This is a genomic window from Shewanella sp. 3_MG-2023 (assembly GCF_030548765.1).
Taxonomy (GTDB): Bacteria; Pseudomonadota; Gammaproteobacteria; order Enterobacterales; family Shewanellaceae; genus Shewanella.
Genome location: NZ_JAUOSH010000022.1, coordinates 61,444 through 83,514 on the forward strand (window position 1 = coordinate 61,444; position 22,071 = coordinate 83,514).

Consider the following 22,071-nt stretch of genomic DNA (forward strand, 5'->3'; position numbering starts at 1 on the left):
AGCGTTAGATTTACATGACATAATTTAACCCTAGATAAAATTCACGACCGAAGTACTGAATGGTGCCGGTTTTGTTTTGGTTGCCAAAATAGCTCTTAGTTGGCTCGTCAGTTAAGTTATTCACTTGGAATAACAGTCCTAGCCCATCGGTCACTTGATAAGACGCTTGATAATCAATCACGGTTTCACCGTCAAAATTGACCACCTGCTCATTAATAGCGACTTGCTCTGAGATAAAGTCGTCACGATAGCGAGCGCTAACTCGAGTTTCAAAGCCTTCATAACTGTAAAATAACGTTGCACTTGCAACATTATTTGATAAGCCAGGTAGGCCTTGCTTTGACGCTTCACCAGCAAAGGTAGAAATGGTTTCGATTTCAGATTCGGTATAGGAATAACTGGCATTAAAGCCTAACCCTGACCACGCATCGGGTAATGAAGCAAACACTTGGGTGTAGGCCAGTTCTAAACCGCGAATATAGCCGCCCTTTTCGTTATTCATTGCCGTTGTGAAAGTACCATTAACCGTTGGCACAACTTGGCCACTGTCTAATTCAATCGAATCAGGCACGTTGTAGCCATTGCCTTTAAAGTCGTAGTTGTCGATGCTGTCGGTATCAATAAATGACTTAATATCTTTGTAGAAAAGCGCAGCAACAAACGCACCTTCATCAAAGTAATACTCATAAGACACATCGTATTGATCGGCATAGAAAGGCTTTAAGAATGGGTTATTAGTGCTTGAACCATTAATTTCACCTGTGTCGCTGACCGAAGCGCTCGCATCGCCCGCTAAGCGATTAATAGGTGGGCGAGACATCACTTTCGCGGCGCCAAAACGCACTTGAGCGCTTTCTGTCACATGAAAGTTAAGGTTAATTGAAGGCAAGTAATCGGTATAGCTCACCCCTTCAACGATGGGAGCATAAAGCGAGTTATTGATACCGATTTCGTCGAGAATATTTTGCGCACCAAAAGCTGGATCGCCCCCCACATTTTTAAGCACGGTTGCCGATTGTTCGGTGTTTACCACCCTTACGCCAACGTTACCCGTTATTGGCAAACCACCTAATTCAGTATTGATATTGGCTAAGGCATAACCAGACCAAACCTTTTCGTACACTTCACCACTTTGCAATACTGACCATGAATAGTTGTTGGTATAACCTTGGGCTTGCCCCGGTGCAACACCATCAGCGTTACCCCATGTTTGCACTGGTTGCGGAGTTCCATTTGGGAACCACGCGTTAAGTGCCGCATCAACATCAATGGCTAAATAAGATGGGAAATAGCTAAAATCACCTTCCCAATCAACGACAGTGGTCATGTCATCGGTCAATCTTAATGGCGGCTGCGAACTCGAAAAAGCATTATCAACTCCGTATTCAAATACTGAGCGGTCATTAGAGTAAGTACGGTCTGAATAACGACTACCAAACTCAACACTGGATATAACATCATTGTCTAGGGTGTATTCAAAATCTATCCGATAAGCGATTAATTCATCTTCATTCACATAGGGATAGATGCCATATTTGCTGACCATCATACGGTCAGTATCAGAAAATGCATCCGCTTGATTAAAACCCACATCGGGTAAATCTAAACCATTCAGTAAGTAGCTAATTGATACATTTTCATCAAAAATGGGCGTGTCGGCGTTGGCATCAACTGCCACATTTGACCATAACAAACCATTACGAAAATTACTTTTTGCCGATGATAAAGACACATCAACATTCACATTAAGATTGTCAGTAACTTGCCAATCAGCGTTAATGCCATAGCTATTTACTTCATCAAAATCTTGATTGTCATCGTTAACCAACTCAACCCGCGTGTTACCAGTAGACTTACGGTTGTAAGTACCACCAATCACTGAGTTACCATCTAAAACAGGGTTGGCAATTGAAGCACTTTCTGGCTCTAACTTAACCCTAAAACCACGGGCAAAGGCTTCTGTGTCAAAGCGAGATATAAATGCATCAGCTTTAAGGACAAAATTATCAACCGGTGCCCATTCAATCGCCCCCATGTAGCCATTTCGAGTTTCAACGCCGCCAAGATGCTGTAGTTCAAAACCTTCACCCAAATATTCTTTATGGGCGTTAGTCATATCGCCATCGTCACCAATCGGGCCATTGGTGTCATTTTCGATAAAGTCGACATCCGCTGTGCCATTGTATGCAAAGCCAATAAATTGAGTTGCTACGCTTGGCTGATTCAATCTTGCATAACCAACGGCAATACCTAATGTGTCTTCAAGAAATTTACCCTGATATGAAAAACTGACGCGATCGCCATATTCTTCCGCACCATACACTTCACTCGCGCGGTCGTTATACATAGCGCGGGCATTCACCACAAAGTTATGTTTTTCTGTTTTGCTCAAAGGACTAACCGTTGCTAACTCAACCGTACCGGCTACGCCCCCTTCAAGTAATGATGCTTTAGAAGATTTATATACTGCAGCAGAGCTAATTAGCTCAGAAGGATATTGATCAAACTCAATGCTACGAGAGCCACTTGTCGATACCTGCTCACGACCATTTAAGGTTGAAGAGACAAAGCCACCTGACATACCACGAATATTGATTTGAGCAGCTTGGCCACCGGTTCTCACCGCTGAAATCCCCGGTAAACGGGTTAATGCATCCGCCATTGATACATCTGGCAGTGCGCCTAAGTCATCTGCTGATAGTTGCTCAGAAACAGTATCCCCATAACGTTTTGAATTAAGTGAATCAATCAAACTACGGCTATAACCGGTGACACGAATAACCTCAATGTCATCTTCAGCGGTGATATTATTGCTACTGGTATTTGCTGCGGCATTATCCACATTAGTTTCATTTTCGACCGCATTAGCGACCTGAGTTTTTTCTGTATTGATGCCATCGGCAGCAAGCGCTATATCGGATGAAAAAGCAAATCCGCCCCCCGCAGCAGCTAGCGCTAGCGATAACACACTAGGTTTACAATTGAACATTGAGTTTCCCCTCACCTTACTGACTTTATAGTCACCCAACATTCAGTTATACGACTCAGACTAATGGAATATCAGGCATTATTATCCCGATATACTAGACATGGTTCAGCGCTAGCCTCAATTTACTGCATACGTATTCATAACATATTATTAACATACCAATTATTACAATAGTCGCTAAGTTGATGTAATCAAATGCTAAAATCGGTTTGCTAATTATGATTAATATTTACACTATCCGCGGCAATCCACTTTTGGCTATAGGCTAGTCATTAAATATCTAAGGGGAGGTAGATTTCGTCACTCACTCAGGTAGAATACTTTTCAGCTAAACCATTTGAGTAATGCTTCTAATCACAGTTTTAACCAGATTACTCACTAAGTGTTTGAAATTGTAAACAAAGGATAAATGATGGGTTTTAAGTTAACGGTAAAATGGCAAGCAGATCATTTTGATCATCAAGCGCCAGAGTTTAACCGGGATCACCAAATCGAATTTGGTACAGGCCAAGTTGTTCACGCCTCTTCTGCGCCTGAATATAAAGGCAATGAAGCCAAGGTTAATCCTGAAGAAAGTTTGCTTGCGGCCTTATCCTCTTGCCACATGCTAACCTTTTTAGCCATTGCCCATTTAAAACGCCTAACAGTTGAAACCTATGTTGATAATGCCAAAGCAGAACTAGGCAAAAATGATAACGGTAAGCTGTCAGTCACCAAAATGACTTTGAATCCTGTGGTAACTTTTGCAGAAGGCATTGAAGTCAGTCAGGAAGTGATAAATAAAATCCATGACAAAGCCCACGCCAATTGCTTTATCGCCAATAGTGTTAATTCTGAAGTAGCAATTAACGGCTGATAAATACCTGCTAAAGGCTGTATTTACAAATAAAAAAACCGATATCAACTTGACTTGATATCGGTTTTTTTACACTTATTTACCAAGCTTAACTCAAGTTAGCGCCTTTAAAATTGCGCTTTAGTATCTGCCGCAAATCCGCTTGCAGGAATTGGCTTAGCTTTTAACGGCGCGATTGGCTTTTGGATCAGCTCATCTTTTAAATAACGAATGGCGGTTTCAAGTTGGGCATCTTGGCCCGAGAATGTGGCAAAAGGTAAGTTATCTACCTCAATATCCGGTTCAACTCCGTGGCCTTCAACAATCCAACTGCCATCAATAGCGTATTGTGGATACTCCGCCACTCTTGCCATACCTTTATCCGTTAGGCTGTTGCGCCCTGAAAGCCAAACCCCTGCACCCGCAGTTTGCTTACCAATTAACGGCGCTAACCCTAAGGCTTTAATGCCTGCTGAAAAGGTCTCGCCATCTGAATAAGTCATTTGATCCGCGAGCACCACTAAGTGACCCCTAAAGGTTTGCTGCATATTGGTATTAGCAGTGCCATGGGTGGGCTGCCAAAAAGCCCACGCACGGCGCAGTAACTTTTCAATAATCCAGCTATCGATATTACCGCCACGATTACGACGCACATCAATGATTAAACCGTCTTTGTCATAATTGGTATAAAACTCACGGGCAAAGCTTTCAATATCCCCAGCCCCCATGGCATACAAATGTAAATAACCAATGTTGCCTTTACTGGCACTGCTGACTTTAGCGGCATTATTGGTGACCCAGTCTAAATAACGCAGCTTGGCATCGGTGCGGTTATCATGGGGCACAACAATCGTTTGATGGCTTTTTTTACCACGAGTTAACTCCAACAACACTTGTTTATTGGTTTGATTACGCAGTAGTTGACTAACCTGAGCAAGACTGCTGACAGGCTTACCATTAATGGCTTTGATGATGTCGCCCTCTGCGGCGTCAACGTCAATACGGGCCAGCGGTGATGCCTGCGTTGGTAGCTCTGGGTCGTTACGATAAATATGGTTAATCAGCACCCCTTTTGAGGTTTGCGCTAACCGTGCCCCTAAACTTGCCCCTGTGGCAGTGTCGTTTTTAGCTATATCACCACCGCGCACTTGCGAGTGCAATGAATCAAGCTCGCCCATCATTTGCTTGAACAAATCATTAAGCTCATTTCTATCGGTTAAGCGGGCTAATAACGGCTGATATTTTTGCTTCACCTGCTGCCAATTAACCCCGCGCATATTCTTGTCGAAAAAGGAGTCACGGTGCATTAACCAGGCATCTTCAAATATCTGCTGCCACTCTTGCATTGGCGCTATAGATAACTGCCACTGGGCGGTATCAACCTGAGTGTTTTTAAGCTCTGTGGCTATTTTATCGCCAGCATCAACAATATGCAGCTCACTTGGATTAGCCTGTTTTCTTAGCAGTAATTTTTCACCATCATCTGAAAGTTGATAGTCGCTGATATCAGCGGAAAACTCGGTTACCTCAGGCGACAAGTTATCAAACTTCACCAGTTTTAAGCTGCTTTTATCTGCCACTGTATCGAGCAAATATAGCTTATCTTTACTGGCAGTTAAGCTGGAATAATTGCCTGATGCCACCGGAACTTGCCAGAGTCTTTGACTGATATTATCCCAATCCACTTTGACTTTTTGATTACTATCAGCCTGACTTCTAGCCTCTTTGGCATCGGCAATGATACTGCTATTGAGCTCGGTTGGTTTTACGAAGGGAAATACCGACTTTTCAGTTAATGCGATGGCAAAGATTTCAGTGCGTTTATCAAAAACCGGCCCCATATTTCTATCACCCCAAGGCGAACCAGGAGTCGCTTTAAAGTGCCGCGCTGATAAAAAATATAACCATTGTCCGTCAGGGCTAAAGCTAGGTGAATGTGACTCGTATTTATCACTGGTAATGGATTGGGCTTTATTATCATTAACCGAATACAGCACGATTTGCGGGCGCTGTTGACCCATTTCCAATTTGGTTAAGGCAATAAATTGGCTATCACCAGACCAAACGATATCCGGATATTCTCCTAACCCTTCACCATGGGTGATGATTTTAGTATTTTTACCTTTGTTTAAATCCAGTAACCACACATTGCCATCGTAGTCATCATGGGCAATATAGCGGCCATTGGGTGATAAATGCAGACTGGTTCTTAAGCTACTGCCATCTTTAGTGAGTTGTTTTGCCCCTGCACTGCCATCAGCGGGGAATTGCCAGATCTCTTGCTCGCCTGATGCATCACTGATGCCATAAACCCAATCACCATCCGTACTTAATAACGCATTTCTAATGCGGGCGTTAGCGGGTGATTGCACTTGGATTAAGCGGCGGCCATCATGACTTGCTATGGCTACATGGCTTCTAGCGGTGATCACCGCTTTATCGCCACTGGCGGCTAACTCCACTGAGGTAGCAAATGCCATTGGATCTTTTAACCAATGTTCACGGCGATGGGGAAAATCTGAAGTCAGGCTAATATCGACTAAGGATGAACTGCCATCATTAATGCTAAAGACTTTAATATCTGCCCCATGCTGAAACACAACTCGACCATCATTTAACTGTGCATCTCTGACTTGCCAAGCACTAAATTGGGTATGTTGCTTAGCATCTTGACCATCAAGCGTCATCGACCAAATATTATCATTGCCAGATTGGTCGCTAATAAAATAAAGCCGATTTTGCCACAGCATGGGTTGTCTTACTGAGCCTTGATGAGCTGCTGTCAGCTTTTGCGCCTCTTGATTACTGCCCAATTTAAATCGCCAAATTTCACCTAAAGCGCCGCCACGATAAACTTTGGCGTTATCACCACTGGTTTGCAGGCCAAACTGAGTAAAATAAACATACTCGCCCGCATCATCAATGGTGCCTTCAATCGCATCTGCTAGGGGTAAATCCGTTAATTGCAGCGTCTGTGGATCTACCGTTTTAAGAACCCAGTAATTTGCCGGTCCATTAGCATTATCGGTGGCATACAAAATCTCCCCGCTGGCTGTCCAGCCTTGCAATCTGACGCGACTATTTTCAAAGCTTACTCGCTTGGCAACGCCGCCTTTGATCGGCATGACATACACTTCAGTAGCGCCATCATAGTTCGCGCTATAGGCAAGCCAATTACCATCTTTTGAAATCACAGCATCGATTTCTTCTGCTGCTTGGGTGGTTAATCGTGTTGCTGAAGTTTGATTTAACTGACTAAGCCAAAGATCGCCTTCGGCGGTAAATACCAAGGTTTGATCATGTAGCGCTGGCGCGCGGTAATAGCCTTGATTGTCTGAATTAACCGCAAGAGCGGATGTGCTTAACAGCCCAAGAGCTAATAAACAGGCGCTAACAGAATGGCGAAGTTTCATAGTCAGAAAAGTCCTTGTAAATATTATTATTTTCAAGCAATCAAACTAGCAAACTTAAACTGATTTAGCAGTATAAAACCCAGTATTTATTGCGATAAAAGTTTAAGAATTTGTAACAATTAACTTATTCGCCGCAAAAAAAGGGTAACAACTTTTGTTGTTACCCTTGGTGCTTTGGACACCTAGCTCGACAACAAATCTTCAAGCTAGAGCCAATGTTACTGTTAGCGCACTAGTGCCATTATTGAATCGATTGTTGCAAGCTTAAGCGCTGCTGTAATTGTTGGTATTGCTGATATTGAGGATGCTGCTGCTGAATAATCTCAGGGAATTGCAGCTCAATAACCTTCGAATATGCCTGAGCTTGCTCCAATTGTTTGTTATCTAACAGTTCAGCTAAATGCTTGATTGCATTAATGGAGTTTGTTGCCTTAGCTTCGCCAGTTGCGTTGGCTGCGCTAGTCGTGTTAGCTGAGTTAATGTCGTTAGCTGAGCTCATGACATTAACTGCTGAACGAGTTTGTGCTGGCGTTGGTAATTGAGCTTGAGGCTGAGATTCTGGTTGTGATTGTAATTGTGGTTGTGATTGAGCCGCAGACATAGATTCACGCTGCTGTTGAGGCATAACTTTAGTTGTCACAGTTGGGAGCACATCAGCGGCAGACTCAACTGTCGTTGCCGTCATTGGCGTTGGCGTTGCTGAAATAGTTGTTGGCGTTACTGTTGCTGAAATAGGCGTTTCAGTGGCTTTCGTTGCCATTGGCACACTGTCACCCGCATCTATATTGGCATGTTGGGTAAAGTTTGGATTAACTAATATCACGCTGGCAATGATCATTACAGATGCCGCGGTTGACAGCCCTAAACGATGCTTATGCCAAAAACTCACTTGCACGACATTTGTGGCTGCTGAATAACCTTGAGATGCTCTTGCCTGCTCAACTGGAGCGGCGCTCAATTTAGCTTGGGCTAAGATAGCCTTATCCATCGCTTTGGGGGGCGTTTCTAAATCCTGCTGATACAGGGTTTCAATTTCTTGCTGCAAAGCCAGAAACTGTTCATCAGTCTTATCGTTGACTGAGCTTTTATCTTTAGAATCACTCATGATCCGCCCCTTGCCATTTCAGCGCTACACATTGCTTAATACTTTGATAGGCATAGCGAATGCGGCTTTTGGTGGCCTCTAAGGTTACATCGGCAATCTCACTGATTGCAGTAGCTGTTAAGCCCAATTCAATATTCAGCAAAAAAGCCTCTCGTTGTAATTGAGGCAATTTACTAATACAGGTCTTTAATAATTGCCCTTTTTGGCTATCAAGCAGTTGCTCATCAGGACGACTGCTATGAGAACTATCCAGTGTGCTGGCATCAAAGCTATCCATGCCCTCTTCTGCGGTTTCAGCAAGCTTATCGAGTGGTTTCACCGCCCGCACATGATCGATCAGTAAGTTATGGGCAATGCGATAAATCCAAGTGGTAAACTTGGCTGTGACTTGATAACTGCTCGCGGCTTTTATCACCTTGCCCCACGTGTCTTGGTATAGATCTTCTGCTAATTGCTTATCGCTGATTTGGCGCACAAAATAGCGATACAAAGGCCCTTTATGTTTGCTATACAGCTGCTCAAAAGCAAGCGAGTCCCCTTGCTGATAATTCAACATTAATTGCTCATCTGATAATGCAGTTATTTTATCCTTCACCGCCGGCAACCTTGGTTTATAGACTGTTTTTAATCACTTTAAACAGTTTGCCCAGCGTAAATGCGATTGTCTATTAATACTCTGCAATTGAGCTATATTATTCACAGCACCTTATCATTAATACTCCTGTCGACAATGAGCTCGTTAATAATAGCCGAGTTAATAATAGGCTAGTTAAAAATAGCCTTGCCAATAATGCTGCCCTGCTTTGGCGGAGTATCATAAATAGGCTGCGGCATCGGATAAGCTTGTCGTTGATGGGGCTTTTTTATCCCGACATTGTTTGTAACAGACACTAGCATCGCCTGCTTAACAAGGGCAATAAACTCGCTGCGCTCACCTTGGCTATCAGCTCCTTTAGCATCAAGGGCGATATTGATTAACTCAGGGTAATCAAAACGATGAACATAATTACTTTGATTAATTAATTGCCCTAAACCCGCCACCGCTGCAGCAAAACGAAACTCATCACTGGCTTGTTGAAAGAATTTGTCTTGTTGAGTAATGTCAATATCAAACTGGCCAAGCAAAGCTTGTTGGCTTGTTATACGCATGTCATGCAATGACAATGTGGCGAGGTTATCGGCACTAAAGCGCTGCTGAGCACTTGGTTTATGGGCTGGTGATTTATAAGCAGCTGAATCATCGATGCGCAACTCATACAAGGCACTATATTGGCCACTTGATTGAGCCTCCAATCGAGCATGGCCTTTGGACATTTGTTTATTAACGGGGTTGCCAAAATTTCGCTCAAAACCAATTAGTCGGTATTCCGTAATCAACCTTGGATTGAAGCGTAACTTGGCTTGTAAATAAGCTAAGCCTTGCTTTGCAGGCTCTGTGGCCTTGTCACTCTGTTTGATATTAATCAACAGCAGCAAGGTGTCATTATTATAAGGCGATGGCGCCAGTTCAGTATGTATCTGATAGTTTTCAGATAATGGCTGATATTGACTAAAGTCATATTGAAATGCATTGAGTAAATTCTGGCTTTGGATGGTATTTTTTTCAGGCCAGATTTGCTGGTTGAGTAAGTGCTTTAGCCTGTTATAGTCGCTGATACAGCCGCTGCTATCCGTATTAAATGTCAGCAGGGATAATGGCGTTTCACCACTAACCATGTTGCCGCCATGACTCACAACAGCCTGCTGAGCAGCCACGCAGTTTGGCTGTAATGTTAGAGTTTCAGCAACCCCATTAACGTTTACAAGCAGCAATAGGCTTAGTTTGCACGCCTGATAAATTGTACATTTACTCATCTATGACTCCGTAATAACCACAATACTATTATTAACGTGCTCAGATTAAAAAAGGGTTATTTATCTTTCACATTTAATCACCCCCCAAAACAAAACAATATAAATCAATACCATAAACCCAAAAGCACATTAATTATGCGTAACGTTAACGGGTTAATTTTTACCTTATCAATAACCCAAAACTTGCAGTACACGATTGCTGTTCGATGTTTACCAAAAGCCAGTATAAGCATTCGTAATCACAAACTGAGTTTCAGCCCCAAAAAACACTGAAATGCAGCGAAATGTGAGCCAACATGATATTATCTAGCCCCTTTTTTATAGGCGCAAAAATGCAGCCTATAATGCCTGTACCCTATGCAGGTATAAGTAAAATTATTCTAATATAATAAGTGTGTTAAGGAGTTATCATGCAAGCCCTTGTTGCCGTAGTTATGGGATCTAAGAGTGATTGGCCGACCATGGAAGCCGCCGCAGAAATTATGGATAAGCTGCAGGTGCCATATCACGTTGAAGTTGTCTCAGCGCATCGTACTCCTGACAAACTCATGGACTTTGCTAGCACTGCTGCTGGTAAAGGCTTTAAAGTCATTATCGGCGGCGCCGGTGGTGCAGCACATTTACCCGGTATGATTGCCTCAAAAACCCGCCTTCCAGTGCTGGGTGTGCCTGTGCAAAGCAAAGCGTTATCAGGCATGGACAGCTTACTGTCTATCGTACAAATGCCTAAAGGTATTGCAGTTGGTACCCTTGCTATTGGTACTGCTGGGGCGTTTAATGCCGGCTTACTTGCTAGCCAAATTCTTGCGGTTGAAGACAGTGAACTTGCAGCGCGTTTGGATGCTTTTCGTGAAGAGCAAACTAATTCAATCCTTGAAAATCCAGATCCGAGGGAAGCTTAATGGCTAAGCAGGACGGTGAGCAAAAAAATCAAACCCACGCTACACAGCACAATGTATGGGTTTTAGGTGATGGTCAATTAGGCGCTATGTTGTCCCATGCTGGGCAGCCTTTAGCGATTAATGTTCGTCCGGTTGATATTATGACCCCATCAGATGAGCGTTTACCTCTTAACGATACTGACGTCATCACCGCAGAACGAGAGCAATGGCCTGAATCAAACTTAAGCTTGCAACTTAGCAAGCATAAGCATTTCATTAATGGCCCGGTTTTTGGCCTGCTGGCAGACCGTTTTACCCAAAAAAGCTTATTGGATGAGTTAGCTGTACCAACGTCACCTTGGGAGCTGGTTGACGATAATACTCAAACGGCGCAGTTGCATCAGCAATATGGCGAGCGAGTATTATTAAAGCGCCGCACCGGTGGCTACGACGGCAAAGGTCAACACTGGTTAAAACAAGCTGAATCAACCACCATCCCTGCTGATTGGCGTAATGAAGCCATTGCTGAGCAAGCGATTAATTTTGATGAAGAAGTGTCATTAGTGGGCGTACGAACCCAAACCGGCGAATGCTTATTTTACCCGCTAGCGTTAAATCTCCATCAAGACGGTATTTTAATGGCATCGATTGCGCCATTATCGCGCTTAAACCACTTACAAGCCCAAGCTGAAGCCATGCTAAGTAAAATTATGCATAAGCTTGAGTATGTTGGAGTGATGGCGATGGAATGTTTCCGGGTTGGTGATGAATTACTGATTAATGAGTTAGCCCCTCGGGTTCATAACTCTGGTCACTGGACTCAATCAGGTTGTCATATCAATCAGTTTGAATTGCACCTGCGTGCCTTGTGCGGATTACCTTTACATACCCCACAAGTGAATCATCAATGTGTGATGGTGAACTTAATTGGTGTTGATAAAGATGACCGCTGGTTAAGCTTACCCAACGCTGAGTTATTCTGGTACAACAAAGAAGTTCGCGTCGGTCGTAAAGTGGGTCACTTAAACTTATCGGTTCATAATAGCGCGATGCTAACCGACAGTATTGGTCAGCTACAACAATGGATGCCGCAGCTGTATCAAGCGCCATTAGCCTGGGTTTTAGATGAATTTAGCGCTGATTAAGATCAATGGCACTTAATCGTAACCCATAAAAAAGGAGCTAAGGCTCCTTTTTTATGGACTATTGATTTGCAAGTAATGATTTAGCTAGGGTTTAAATACACACTCGATTGAGTACTTTCTCAAGATGCTCAGAGCTGGTTTGTTGCCTATAAGCGCGGTCTGAAATCGCTTTTAAGCTCTGCTGCACTTCATGACTCAAACGGGTAATTTCCAGCGCTCGACTACTGATACTGTTAGTGGAAGATTGCTGCCCTTGAATGCTGTAGGTCATATTACTGGCAACACTATCAAGTTGCTCAAATGCGCCGCCAATATCAGTAAATGCTTGGGTGACCCGCAGGCATTGCTGCACACTTTCATTAGTCACTCTTTGACTGTCGCTAATGGCATTAACAGCATTACCCGCTTTGGCTTGCAGCTCTAAAACAATAGTTTGAATTTCTACCGTCGACTCCTGAGTGCGATGAGCTAATGCGCGAACCTCATCAGCCACAACCGCAAAACCGCGGCCTTGCTCACCGGCTCTAGCGGCCTCAATGGCAGCGTTTAGCGCCAATAGGTTGGTTTGCTCGGCAATACTTTTAATCACTTCTAAAACATTACCAATTTTCTGGCTGTCGCTGTTTAATAAATCTAAATCAGATACCAAACTTTCAATGCCATTGGCAAAGGTGGTCATGGCAGTTTGATTACTTAACGCATCATTATTACCGAGCTCAAGTAATTGCTTCACTTCCGTAGAGGTTGATTTAAATTCGTCGGCATTGATTGATAACTCATCTGCCGTTTTCACTATGTCTGCTAATGAGCTTGAAATAAGCTCGGTTTCAGCAGTGCTTTTGGCAACGGATGATTCAGCCGAATTCATTTGCTGCGCCAACTCCTGCGAGCCATGGTGAAAATTATTGGCATCTTGCTTAATGTCATCTAAAACCAATTTCAGTTCTTCAATAAAACCACTAAGGTCGTTGGTAATTTTCGCCAGTAAATCATTACCACTATCGATTAGCGGCTTTTTAGGGGCGGCTTTCGTACTAATAACTAAACTTAGATACTCAGCCAGTTGACTCAAGCGTGTGTGTAAAAACTGCTTAAATAAATACAGACCTACTATCGTTTGCGCCGCACCTAATAGCGCGACAATGAGTAACAGCGTGGTTTTATCAATTTGAGAAGGTAAAAATGCAATGATGACCAATGCCACCAGCACCAACGAGATTAACGGATAAAGCAGTGTTGCCTGTAATTTATTATTATTGTGAGATTGCATATACAGTTCCGAAAGTAGTGATTATATTTTTCTAGCAACTCGTCATGAGCTTTTAGCGCTAGCGGTGCTTAACATTGCTCCCCCCAAAAAGCCATATAGCCTCAAGGGTTACAAATTGTCACAAGCGGTTTTATTACTATCGGAATAAGCTGCAAAAAGTTTAGCGTTAATTGTTAAATATTTATGAACAAGGTTAAGTATAAAAACTGATCTAACCAAGAGAAAGTAAAAGCCCCGCGAATGCGAGGCTGATGAGAATGACAATAACTAATGCGTATTAACCGAAAAATAACCGCCATAACCAGGAAGAGTCGAGATCTTCTTTACAGGTATGATACTGAGCAGCGTAATTTCTGGCGCGAGCATCAACACGATTAGCAACAGGTCCAAGCCATGCTTTAGCTTTATAGCTGCCACGTTTATAGCCGCCCCAACCTTCGTGATAATTCAAATACTGATTTTTCGCATCCCATTTTGACACCCCATTAATGGCATGGGTTTTATAGATAAACCAGCCCATAAAATCCATCGCATCATCAAAATTACTGCGACTTGACCATGAATTACCGGTTTCACGTACATAGTCATCCCATGTCATGGTTTTTGCTTGAGCATAGCCATAGGCATCACTGGCGCGGCCAATAGGAATAAAGCCCCAAAAGTATTCCATTGGTGGCGCGGCATTATGTTTAAACGAGCTTTCTTGGAACATCATAGCTAAAGGCACATGTACTGGTACGCCCCACTTTTCGCGCGTTTTTACCGCCGATTTATACCAAGAGCGATTTTCTTGAAATATTGAGCATAAATTATCAGGCTCTTTAGGTGGCGGAGTTGCACAGCCCGTAAGCTGTAAAAGAAACATTGCGCCCAAAGCACGAAAAAACCACGTCATAAATGCCCTTAAAGTAATCAATATCAGGAGTTAACTAAAGCGATTCGATTTTCACATCAAAATAAACTAGATGCAAACCACGGCGTTAAAAAATAGAACTTAATCTGTCGCTAGAATGCGACCATTGGTATTAGTCAAAAAATACTTGAACTCAAGTCTGACAATAAAGCTAGGCTAGAGGGAGGTTCAGCGGCTAAGGTTTTCTAAAAAGACTATCAAGGTAACATTTAATATCGGAATAAATGAGTAACTAAACCATTAAATTATTGCCTAATTGGGGACACTTATCGCGCCTAAGCGGCACATTAATTATCGGGGTTGGCAAACTCACATTCATGGGGCTCTTGCTGCCATATGACGGGTTGCCAGTAATCGGTATTCTCGCCAGTATAAATTCTATCTTGATTAAATTCAGCCGCTAAATGAAGCTGCAGGTGCGCTTTCACATCAACATCAATATTTTTAGGCTTACGGGCAGCAAGCTTAACTTTTAACTCAGGCGACTCAATGAGCTCTGCCACGGTAAACTCATGTTTTCCAGCGGTTAATTTATAATAAGGCCTTGAGATAACAGGCTTACCATCAAGATGAGTCACCACCACGCGATAAAGACTCTGCGAGGTCGGTGGGGTTATATAACTCGCCACCGAGCCACAGATAGCTTGCTCATCCACTGATGATGCACAGCCTTGTAATAGACCCAGCACCACCACAGATAAAGCTAGCCTTTTCATTAACGACACGCTGCGGCAGGTTTGGATAAGTCAGCAAAATAATCAGCTAAAAACTCATCGAAACTTTCGCTTGGCTGCGCTTCAGCTGCATCTTGCTTAGCAATAGAAGCTTTTGCTTCCTCGACATAGCCCGCTTCAACAGCATCCGATAAAGGGTAGTCAGTTAAGTATGAATGGTAATTTTTAGCGAGATTTTTCACCCAACTACTATGATCTTGACCTTGATTAACCACATCGTCCAACACGCGGCCAGATAGGGTTAAACTTGGATCATCGATAGCGGCTTGCCATTGCGATAATGCCTGTTGGTATGCATTACCAGAATCACCATCTAACAACTTAGCGAGGCGAGACAGAGGCTCAAATATGTCATTCAGCCATTGAGTGCGGCTAATTGACTGACCATTTTTAATTAGCTCAAGCCCAGGCTTTCGACCTTCAACTACCACAGCTTGCAAGTTAGCGGCGATTTCCTGCTCTGCAGCGCAATCACTTTTTTCTGATGACGACAGCAAGCAGTACAGCAAGAATAAGTCTAAAAATCTTACCTGACTGGCATCAATACCAATTGGGCTATAAGGGTTTACATCTAATGCACGCACTTCAATGTATTCAACTCCAGCGCGAGACAATGCCTCTGAAGGTTTCTCACCTGCTTTGGTGACTCGCTTGGCACGAATTGGCGAGTAAAACTCATTCTCAATTTGCAGCACATTGCTATTGAGCTGACGATATTCACCATCGACTTTAACGCCGATTTTCTCAAAACTGGCAGAAGGCATGCGAATGGCTTCGCCCACCCCTTGTAAATATTCAGGCAGTGAGTTGTAACTGATGTTTAAGCGTTCTTGCTCTTTATTGGTGTAACCTAAATCGCTCATACGAAGTGAAGTCGCATATGGCAGGTATAAGGTGCCCTTACCGGTTTTCTTAAAATCAAATCCGACGTTTTTATCTTTAATGAACGAGCCACACAGCGCAGGAGATGAACCAAAGAAATACGGTAATACCCAAACTAAACGGCGATAATTACGGATCATGCCAAAGTAAGACTCTGAGATGAACTCACAGCGCGACACTGACTTATCAGTGCGTTCATATAAGCTATCCCACAATTGTTCAGAGACTGAAAAATTGAAATGCACCCCTGCAATAATTTGCATGAGTGCGCCGTATCTATGGGTTAAGCCTTTACGGTATAAGGTTTTCATTTGACCGTTATTAGAACTGCCATAACGGGCAATAGGAATATCTTTTTCATCGCCGACATAACACGGCATGCTCACAGGCCATAGCGTCTGGCCATTCATGTTTTTAACACTGTAGGCGTGAGTTTGAGTTAACCCTTCAAGTAAGGTGTCAATATTAGTATTCACCGGGGTAATGAACTCAAGTAAAGACTCACTATAATCAGTGGTAATACGAGAATGCGTTAAGGCTGAGCCGAGCTTTTGCGGATGGCTATCCATCGCAAGGTGGCCAGTGCTTTCGATGCGCAGCGCTTCGCGCTCAATGCCTCGTACCATGCCGAGTAAAGATTCACGCCCTTGGGCATTTGATAGATAATCGACTGTTTCATTGAATGAATTCAATTTGCTGTTCTCTTGTAGTGACTCGCTTATGCGACATTCAAACTGCTAGACCTGATATTTAGCACTAACATTTCTTTAAACCAATTAAAAGCATGTTATTAAACACATATGAGCTCACAGTAAAAAGCATTTTCAGCCATTCTACACTCACTATGTTTTACAAATAAAAAACGGTAACAGTTAACCTGTCACCGTTAATTACTAAATTCTAGCATTTTTAAATGGCTATCAAACCCTATATCTGATCTATATAAGGTTTTTTATCCTAAAAACAACTGCGATGCTTATTTTATTTCAACTATAGGATAGTCCAAAGCTTGCAACTTAGGCAGAATAGCAGCTTTATCGCCCACAATCAGCATCACCATCTGTGATAAGTCTAATTGCGTGGCAGCTAACTCATTTAGCTCAGCACGCGAAACTTGTTGAACAATATTTGCCTGCTGCTCAGTAAAGTTGTCATCAAGTTGGTAACGCTGAATCATCCGCATGAAGCCCGCTTTTTGATAAGGCGTTTCGTAGTCTAATGCTTTACCTTGTGAAATTGAGCTACGTAAAAAAGTTAACTCCTCTTCGCTCATACCTTGCTGCTGATATAGATTAATCTCGTTAATAAACTCAATAAGTGACTCTGCAGTCACATCAGTGCGGACACTGGCTGAAGCCATAAATCGCCCCACTAAGCTATCACCATTAAAACCACTGCGAGCACCATAGGTATAACCTTTGTCTTCCCGCAAATTGAGGTTTATCCGACTGTTAAATGCGCCACCTAATGGGTAATTCATTAAGTAAGACTTAAAGTAGTCGCCTGTTGCATCATAGGTTAACGCCCGCTTACCAATATTAATAACCGACTGCGCCGCATCTGGTTTATCAATAATGTAAATGGTGCCACCAGCAAGCTCTGGTAATTGCGGTAATACAAATGGCGAGCTGGCACTGCCTTGCCAAGCTGCAAACGGGCTTAATAACGGCAGCACTTGTTGCTTGCTTAAATCAGATACCAGCACCATTTTGGCATTACCCGCTCGATACTGCTGCTGATAAAACTGTTTAACATCCTCAAGGGTTAATCCGGCAACACTTTCTAAGGTGCCAGAAGCATTGACGCTTAACGGGCTGTTTTCACCATAAAGTAACGATGAAAAGCCTTGGCGCGCTAAAAAGTTAGGATCTGACTCTTGATGCTGTAAACCTTGTAATTGCTGCTGTTTAAGGCGCTGAAAGTCAGCCTCAACAAAACCTGGGGTAAATAGCTTCTCTTGTAATATCGCTAAAGTCGGCGCGAGATTTTCAGTCAAACTTGAAAGCTGAATATAGCTTTGTGAGCCCGATGCACCAAAGGACACACTACTGCCAAGCATTTCTAATGCGCCAGCTAGTTCTTCAGTTGAACGTTTAGCGCTTGATTCATTGAGCATAGATGCCGTTAATGACGCCACGCCCGCTTTACCTTGGGGGGCAACGCGATGGCCGCCTTCAAGATAAATCAGTAATTCAACCGTTGGGGTTTCATGGCTCTCAGTACCCATGACTTCAATACCATTGGCCAGTGAAGCATTCCATAACTCAGGCACTTTTAGTACTGGCGCATCACCCACCTTTGGCATAATAGTACGATCAAAGCTTGAGGTGATTTGTCTGACGTTATCGACGCCGCTCACGGCTTCTGGCGCTACCGGCATCATGGTTGGGGTAAAGTTATCTTCAGCGGCAATTAATTGTTTTGCCCCTTCAGGCACAACGCTCATGACCACCATAGGCTTGTCTTTGATATACGTATTAAACACCCGCATTACATCATCTTTAGTGACACTGGCATAACGGGCCAAGTCGCTAGCTATCATGTCAGGGTTGTCAAAAAAGGTTTGATTGTAGGCCAGAGTTGATACCTTACCTTTTACACTTTGCATGCCAAAAATAGTATCGGCTTCAAACTGTACTTTAACCTTTTGTAAGTCATCATCTGTCACGCCACGCTGCTCAAACTCCTTAATAGAGTCATTAATTTTCTGCTCAAGCGTCGCAAGCGTTGCCCCCGAAGCGGGATTAGCCAGTGCATACAAGGTTAAGCTACAAGCTAACTCTTGGCATGGATGACCTACCGAGGCTTGTACTGCATAACCATCTTTGACTAAGTTTTTGTATAGCAGTGAGGTTTTACCGCCACCGAGAATATTGGCTAATAAATCCAGCGCGGCCTCATCTTTATGTCGAGCGTATACTGTGGGGAAACCCATATAAATCAGCGGCAAATGAACTTTATCTTCCATTGAAATATAACGGGTTTTATCTAAGACTACTGGGGTTTTAGGATCTGCTGACACCTCTGGACCACGTTTTAGCTCACCAAAATACTTATTCACCATGGCTAGTGTTTGCATTTCATCGAAATCACCACCAATGGTTAAGGTAGCGTTATTAGGGCCATACCAGCGCTTAAAGAAATTACGCACATCATCAACACTGGCACGTTCTAAATCTTCTGGCCAACCTATCACTGGCCACGAATACGGATGCCCAGCAGGATACATTGCTTGGTTAAAGCGCTCATTCAAACGGCCATAAGGTTGATTATCAATTCGCTGAGCGCGTTCATTTTTAACTGTCTCACGCTGGACTTCAAATTTTTCACTGGTCAATGCTGGCAATAAAAAGCCCATACGATCAGATTCAAGCCAGAGCATTTTTTCCAGCTGGTTGCTGGGTACAGTCTCAAAATAATTGGTTCTATCGGTATTGGTGGTGCCATTTAAGGTGCCACCAGCCTCAGTAACGACTTTGAAATGCTGCTCATCGCCGACATTTTGCGAGCCCTGAAACATCATGTGCTCAAATAAATGGGCAAAGCCACTGCGCCCCGCCACTTCACGAGCTGAGCCCACATGATAAGTGACGTCAACATGAACGAGAGGGTCTGAGGTATCTTGATGTAAAATCACCGTAAGACCATTTTCTAGCTGATATTTCTTATAAGGAATACCCACAGAGTCACTTTGAGCGACGGTTTCAACTAATGTGACCCCTTGAGGTAACGCAGGGGAAATTGTTGCTTCATGTGCGCAGCCACTAATGGCGATAGAGATCGCTGCTGCCAAGATCCATTTCTTCACTTATATACTCCTTGAAATCTAGCCAATGAAATCAGTCAATGTGATGCTATGAGTCGTTTTATACCTTGTTGGTTCAATCGCATATAAAAATATCCTCTCCAATCAGATAGCTAACAACAGTGATCACGATAGGGTTTTATAAAAAAAACCAATAACAGTTGTTTTACCATGCCAACATAAAGGCAGCCACTATTAATGAGTAACGAATCGTTTTACCGATTAACATCATGACAGTAGACGGGATAATAGGTAGCTTTAACCAGCCAGCGAGTAAACATAGAATATCGCCAATTAATGGCAACCAAGAAAGCAGCAACGCCCAATAGCCATATTTTTCAATTAATTTTAATCCATGTTGGTATTTCTTACTCGCTAGATCCTCTGGCGTCTTAGCAAAGCGACCTAAATAGCCTAAATAGTAACTGCTTATTGCTCCTAAGGTGTTACCAACACTGGCAGCCACCAGCAGCGCAAGCCAGGTTTCTGGTTGATCCGTAAGTAAGGCTACAAGTAAAACTTCTGAACCTCCTGGTAACAAAGTTGCCGCTAAAAAAGCCCCGCTGAACATTAACCACAATGCAGTCATTTACTTTACCTAATGATATCTATAGTGTTTTAGCCATTAAACTCGTAATATAAAAACGAGTTAACAAGCTGTTGAATTTCAATATGTAATTAACAAATTGAAAAAATGATATAAGTTATATTAAAAACGGTTTGTCCCGACGATATTCGCTGAATACAATTCGAAAAATATTACCTAAAAGACTCTAATTAGGCTGGCTTAAAATAGCCTGAAGTCAATGGCTAAACTCAGTTTATACCGCTAACGTAATACATAGCTACAATGACTATTCAATGGCCTTTTGTGTGATTGTATAAGGTTATTGAAATAATAATCCTCTTGCTGGTAACGACTGGCAAGCATAATAAATAGTTGGAACCTTGATGATTTTTCAAACCTTGAAACGCATTCCTTTTTGGCAAAAAGTACTCGCAGGCTTTGCCTTAGGTATCCTTGCAGGTGTAGCTTTAGGCGAAAGTGCAGTAATACTAAAACCTTTAGGTGATTTATTTATTAGCGCCATCAAAATGTTGGTTGCACCTTTAGTTTTTTGCGCCATCGTTGTCAGTATTACCTCATTAGGCTCACAAGCTAATTTAAAGCGCTTAAGCTTTAAAACCTTAGGCATGTTCATGTTTACTGGCACCATGGCATCGTTTATTGGTTTAGCCATTGGTAGCTCATTTGATATGGGCGGCAGTTTAGAACTAGCGACCTCAGAAGTGCGCGACCGTGATATCCCAGGGTTTGCCCAAGTGTTACTTAATATGATCCCAGTAAACCCTTTTGCATCATTAGCTGAAGGTAAAGTCCTGCAAATTATTGTGTTTGCAGCGCTCGTTGGTATTGCAATTAACGCCGTTGGTGAAAAGGCAGAGCCACTTAAGCGCACCATTGAAGCAGGTTCAGAAGTAATGTTTGAACTAACCCGTATGGTATTAAAGCTTACCCCTATCGGCGTGTTCGGCTTGATGGCATGGGTTGTTGGTGAATACGGCCTGTCAACTTTACTGCCATTAGGTAAGTTTATTGTGGCTATTTATGTGGCTGCATTAATTCATATTATTTTTGTTTATGGTGGTTTAGTGAAGTTTGCTGCCGGCCTAAGCCCTGTACAATTTTTCCGTAAAGCCATGCCTGCTCAACTAGTGGCATTTAGCACCGCATCAAGTTTTGGCACCTTACCAGCAAGTAGTAAATGTACTGAGTCTATGGGTGTATCAAAGCGCTATAGCGCCTTTGTATTGCCGTTAGGCGCTACCATGAACATGGATGGCTGTGGCGGTATTTACCCTGCTATTGCGGCGATATTTATTGCGCAAATTTACGGTATTCCACTGGATATGACCGACTACATGCTCATTGCGGTAACGGCAACTGTGGCGTCAGTAGGTACAGCAGGTGTTCCAGGTAGTGCGATGGTGATGCTAACAGTGACCTTGGGCGTGGTTGGTTTACCCCTTGAAGGCATTGCCTTTATCGCCGCTATTGACCGCGTTATTGATATGATCCGCACCGCAACCAATGTCACTGGTGACATGATGACAGCTGTGGTTGTTGGCAAAAGCGAAGGCCAATTCGATGAGCAACAGTTTTATTCAGATGAAAAAGCGCTAAATCAAGCGGCTTAAATCGAGTCGCTCAGCAGCGAAAATTTATTAAAAAACGGCTAACTCA

The 22,071-nt window shown here is 43.0% G+C and carries 15 protein-coding genes; 4 read left to right on the forward strand and 11 right to left on the reverse strand.

From position 1 onward, the window contains the following. Nucleotides 1–10 precede the first annotated feature (10 nt). Nucleotides 11–2,989 carry a TonB-dependent receptor gene (locus tag Q4591_RS13445; RefSeq protein WP_303461450.1) on the reverse strand — a complete coding sequence of 993 codons (2,979 nt, stop codon included), beginning with the start codon at nt 2,987–2,989 and terminating at the stop codon, nt 11–13. A gap of 412 nt (nt 2,990–3,401) precedes the next feature. Here Q4591_RS13445 and Q4591_RS13450 point away from each other — a divergent pair, with 412 nt between their 5' ends. Then, on the forward strand, nt 3,402–3,845 hold the full coding sequence (locus Q4591_RS13450) for an OsmC family protein (protein WP_102438126.1): 444 nt from the start codon (nt 3,402–3,404) through the stop codon (nt 3,843–3,845). Nucleotides 3,846–3,952: 107 nt separating this feature from the next. Here Q4591_RS13450 and Q4591_RS13455 read toward each other — a convergent pair whose 3' ends face one another. From Q4591_RS13455 to Q4591_RS13470, 4 genes are all read right to left on the reverse strand, one after another. Further along, nucleotides 3,953–7,237: a S41 family peptidase gene (locus tag Q4591_RS13455; protein ID WP_102477199.1), complete on the reverse strand. Its 3,285-nt coding sequence runs from the start codon at nt 7,235–7,237 to the stop codon at nt 3,953–3,955. Nucleotides 7,238–7,478: 241 nt separating this feature from the next. After that, entirely contained in the window at nt 7,479–8,342 is an 864-nt protein-coding gene (locus tag Q4591_RS13460) for a hypothetical protein (protein ID WP_303461452.1), read from the reverse strand. Continuing rightward, complete coding sequence (locus Q4591_RS13465) at nt 8,335–8,898, reverse strand: sigma-70 family RNA polymerase sigma factor (protein WP_303461464.1); 564 nt, start codon at nt 8,896–8,898, stop codon at nt 8,335–8,337. The genes Q4591_RS13460 and Q4591_RS13465 overlap by 8 nt, the downstream gene beginning before the upstream one ends. Before the next feature lie 209 nt (nt 8,899–9,107). Then, on the reverse strand, nt 9,108–10,196 hold the full coding sequence (locus Q4591_RS13470; protein ID WP_303461453.1) for a von Willebrand factor type A domain-containing protein: 1,089 nt from the start codon (nt 10,194–10,196) through the stop codon (nt 9,108–9,110). Nucleotides 10,197–10,606: 410 nt separating this feature from the next. On the opposite strand from Q4591_RS13470, the gene purE reads away from it, so the two are divergent. Both purE and purK read left to right on the forward strand, forming a co-directional pair. Further along, complete coding sequence (gene purE, locus Q4591_RS13475) at nt 10,607–11,098, forward strand: 5-(carboxyamino)imidazole ribonucleotide mutase (RefSeq protein ID WP_076542981.1); 492 nt, start codon at nt 10,607–10,609, stop codon at nt 11,096–11,098. Further along, nucleotides 11,098–12,222, forward strand: coding sequence for a 5-(carboxyamino)imidazole ribonucleotide synthase (gene purK / locus Q4591_RS13480; RefSeq protein ID WP_102438116.1), 1,125 nt, complete (start codon nt 11,098–11,100; stop codon nt 12,220–12,222). Before purE ends, purK begins: the two co-directional genes overlap by 1 nt. A gap of 91 nt (nt 12,223–12,313) precedes the next feature. Here purK and Q4591_RS13485 read toward each other — a convergent pair whose 3' ends face one another. From Q4591_RS13485 to Q4591_RS13510, 6 genes are all read right to left on the reverse strand, one after another. Continuing rightward, nucleotides 12,314–13,492 (reverse strand): methyl-accepting chemotaxis protein, encoded by a 1,179-nt coding sequence (locus Q4591_RS13485; RefSeq protein WP_303461457.1) that lies wholly within the window; start codon nt 13,490–13,492, stop codon nt 12,314–12,316. Nucleotides 13,493–13,769: 277 nt separating this feature from the next. Beyond that, the gene (locus tag Q4591_RS13490) at nt 13,770–14,387 is read right to left on the reverse strand and encodes a hypothetical protein (protein WP_102438112.1); all 618 of its coding nucleotides are present in this window, start codon (nt 14,385–14,387) and stop codon (nt 13,770–13,772) included. Nucleotides 14,388–14,692: 305 nt separating this feature from the next. Beyond that, nucleotides 14,693–15,121, reverse strand: a complete 429-nt coding sequence (locus Q4591_RS13495; protein WP_102438110.1) for a hypothetical protein — start codon at nt 15,119–15,121, stop codon at nt 14,693–14,695. Beyond that, nucleotides 15,121–16,743: a glutamate--cysteine ligase gene (gene gshA / locus Q4591_RS13500; protein ID WP_303461466.1), complete on the reverse strand. Its 1,623-nt coding sequence runs from the start codon at nt 16,741–16,743 to the stop codon at nt 15,121–15,123. Before gshA ends, Q4591_RS13495 begins: the two co-directional genes overlap by 1 nt. 254 nt (nt 16,744–16,997) lie before the next feature. Beyond that, nucleotides 16,998–19,829 (reverse strand): pitrilysin family protein, encoded by a 2,832-nt coding sequence (locus Q4591_RS13505; protein ID WP_303461459.1) that lies wholly within the window; start codon nt 19,827–19,829, stop codon nt 16,998–17,000. Between the two features lie 163 nt (nt 19,830–19,992). After that, a complete protein-coding gene (locus tag Q4591_RS13510) occupies nt 19,993–20,415 on the reverse strand; it encodes a YqaA family protein (RefSeq protein ID WP_102438105.1) in 423 nt (140 codons plus the stop codon). Nucleotides 20,416–20,777: 362 nt separating this feature from the next. Here Q4591_RS13510 and Q4591_RS13515 point away from each other — a divergent pair, with 362 nt between their 5' ends. Further along, nucleotides 20,778–22,025 carry a dicarboxylate/amino acid:cation symporter gene (locus tag Q4591_RS13515; protein WP_102438103.1) on the forward strand — a complete coding sequence of 416 codons (1,248 nt, stop codon included), beginning with the start codon at nt 20,778–20,780 and terminating at the stop codon, nt 22,023–22,025. The last annotated feature ends 46 nt before the right edge of the window (nt 22,026–22,071 follow it).

What these genes read in the sequence shown, in the direction of transcription:
- Q4591_RS13445 (WP_303461450.1), bottom strand. Translation starts at nt 2,989, where the DNA reads ATGTTCAATTGTAAACCTAGTGTGTTATCGCTAGCGCTAGCTGCTGCG.
- Q4591_RS13450 (WP_102438126.1), top strand. Translation starts at nt 3,402, where the DNA reads ATGGGTTTTAAGTTAACGGTAAAATGGCAAGCAGATCATTTTGATCAT.
- Q4591_RS13455 (WP_102477199.1), bottom strand. Translation starts at nt 7,237, where the DNA reads ATGAAACTTCGCCATTCTGTTAGCGCCTGTTTATTAGCTCTTGGGCTG.
- Q4591_RS13460 (WP_303461452.1), bottom strand. Translation starts at nt 8,342, where the DNA reads ATGAGTGATTCTAAAGATAAAAGCTCAGTCAACGATAAGACTGATGAA.
- Q4591_RS13465 (WP_303461464.1), bottom strand. Translation starts at nt 8,898, where the DNA reads ATGTTGAATTATCAGCAAGGGGACTCGCTTGCTTTTGAGCAGCTGTAT.
- Q4591_RS13470 (WP_303461453.1), bottom strand. Translation starts at nt 10,196, where the DNA reads ATGAGTAAATGTACAATTTATCAGGCGTGCAAACTAAGCCTATTGCTG.
- purE (WP_076542981.1), top strand. Translation starts at nt 10,607, where the DNA reads ATGCAAGCCCTTGTTGCCGTAGTTATGGGATCTAAGAGTGATTGGCCG.
- purK (WP_102438116.1), top strand. Translation starts at nt 11,098, where the DNA reads ATGGCTAAGCAGGACGGTGAGCAAAAAAATCAAACCCACGCTACACAG.
- Q4591_RS13485 (WP_303461457.1), bottom strand. Translation starts at nt 13,492, where the DNA reads ATGCAATCTCACAATAATAATAAATTACAGGCAACACTGCTTTATCCG.
- Q4591_RS13490 (WP_102438112.1), bottom strand. Translation starts at nt 14,387, where the DNA reads ATGACGTGGTTTTTTCGTGCTTTGGGCGCAATGTTTCTTTTACAGCTT.
- Q4591_RS13495 (WP_102438110.1), bottom strand. Translation starts at nt 15,121, where the DNA reads ATGAAAAGGCTAGCTTTATCTGTGGTGGTGCTGGGTCTATTACAAGGC.
- Q4591_RS13510 (WP_102438105.1), bottom strand. Translation starts at nt 20,415, where the DNA reads ATGACTGCATTGTGGTTAATGTTCAGCGGGGCTTTTTTAGCGGCAACT.
- Q4591_RS13515 (WP_102438103.1), top strand. Translation starts at nt 20,778, where the DNA reads ATGATTTTTCAAACCTTGAAACGCATTCCTTTTTGGCAAAAAGTACTC.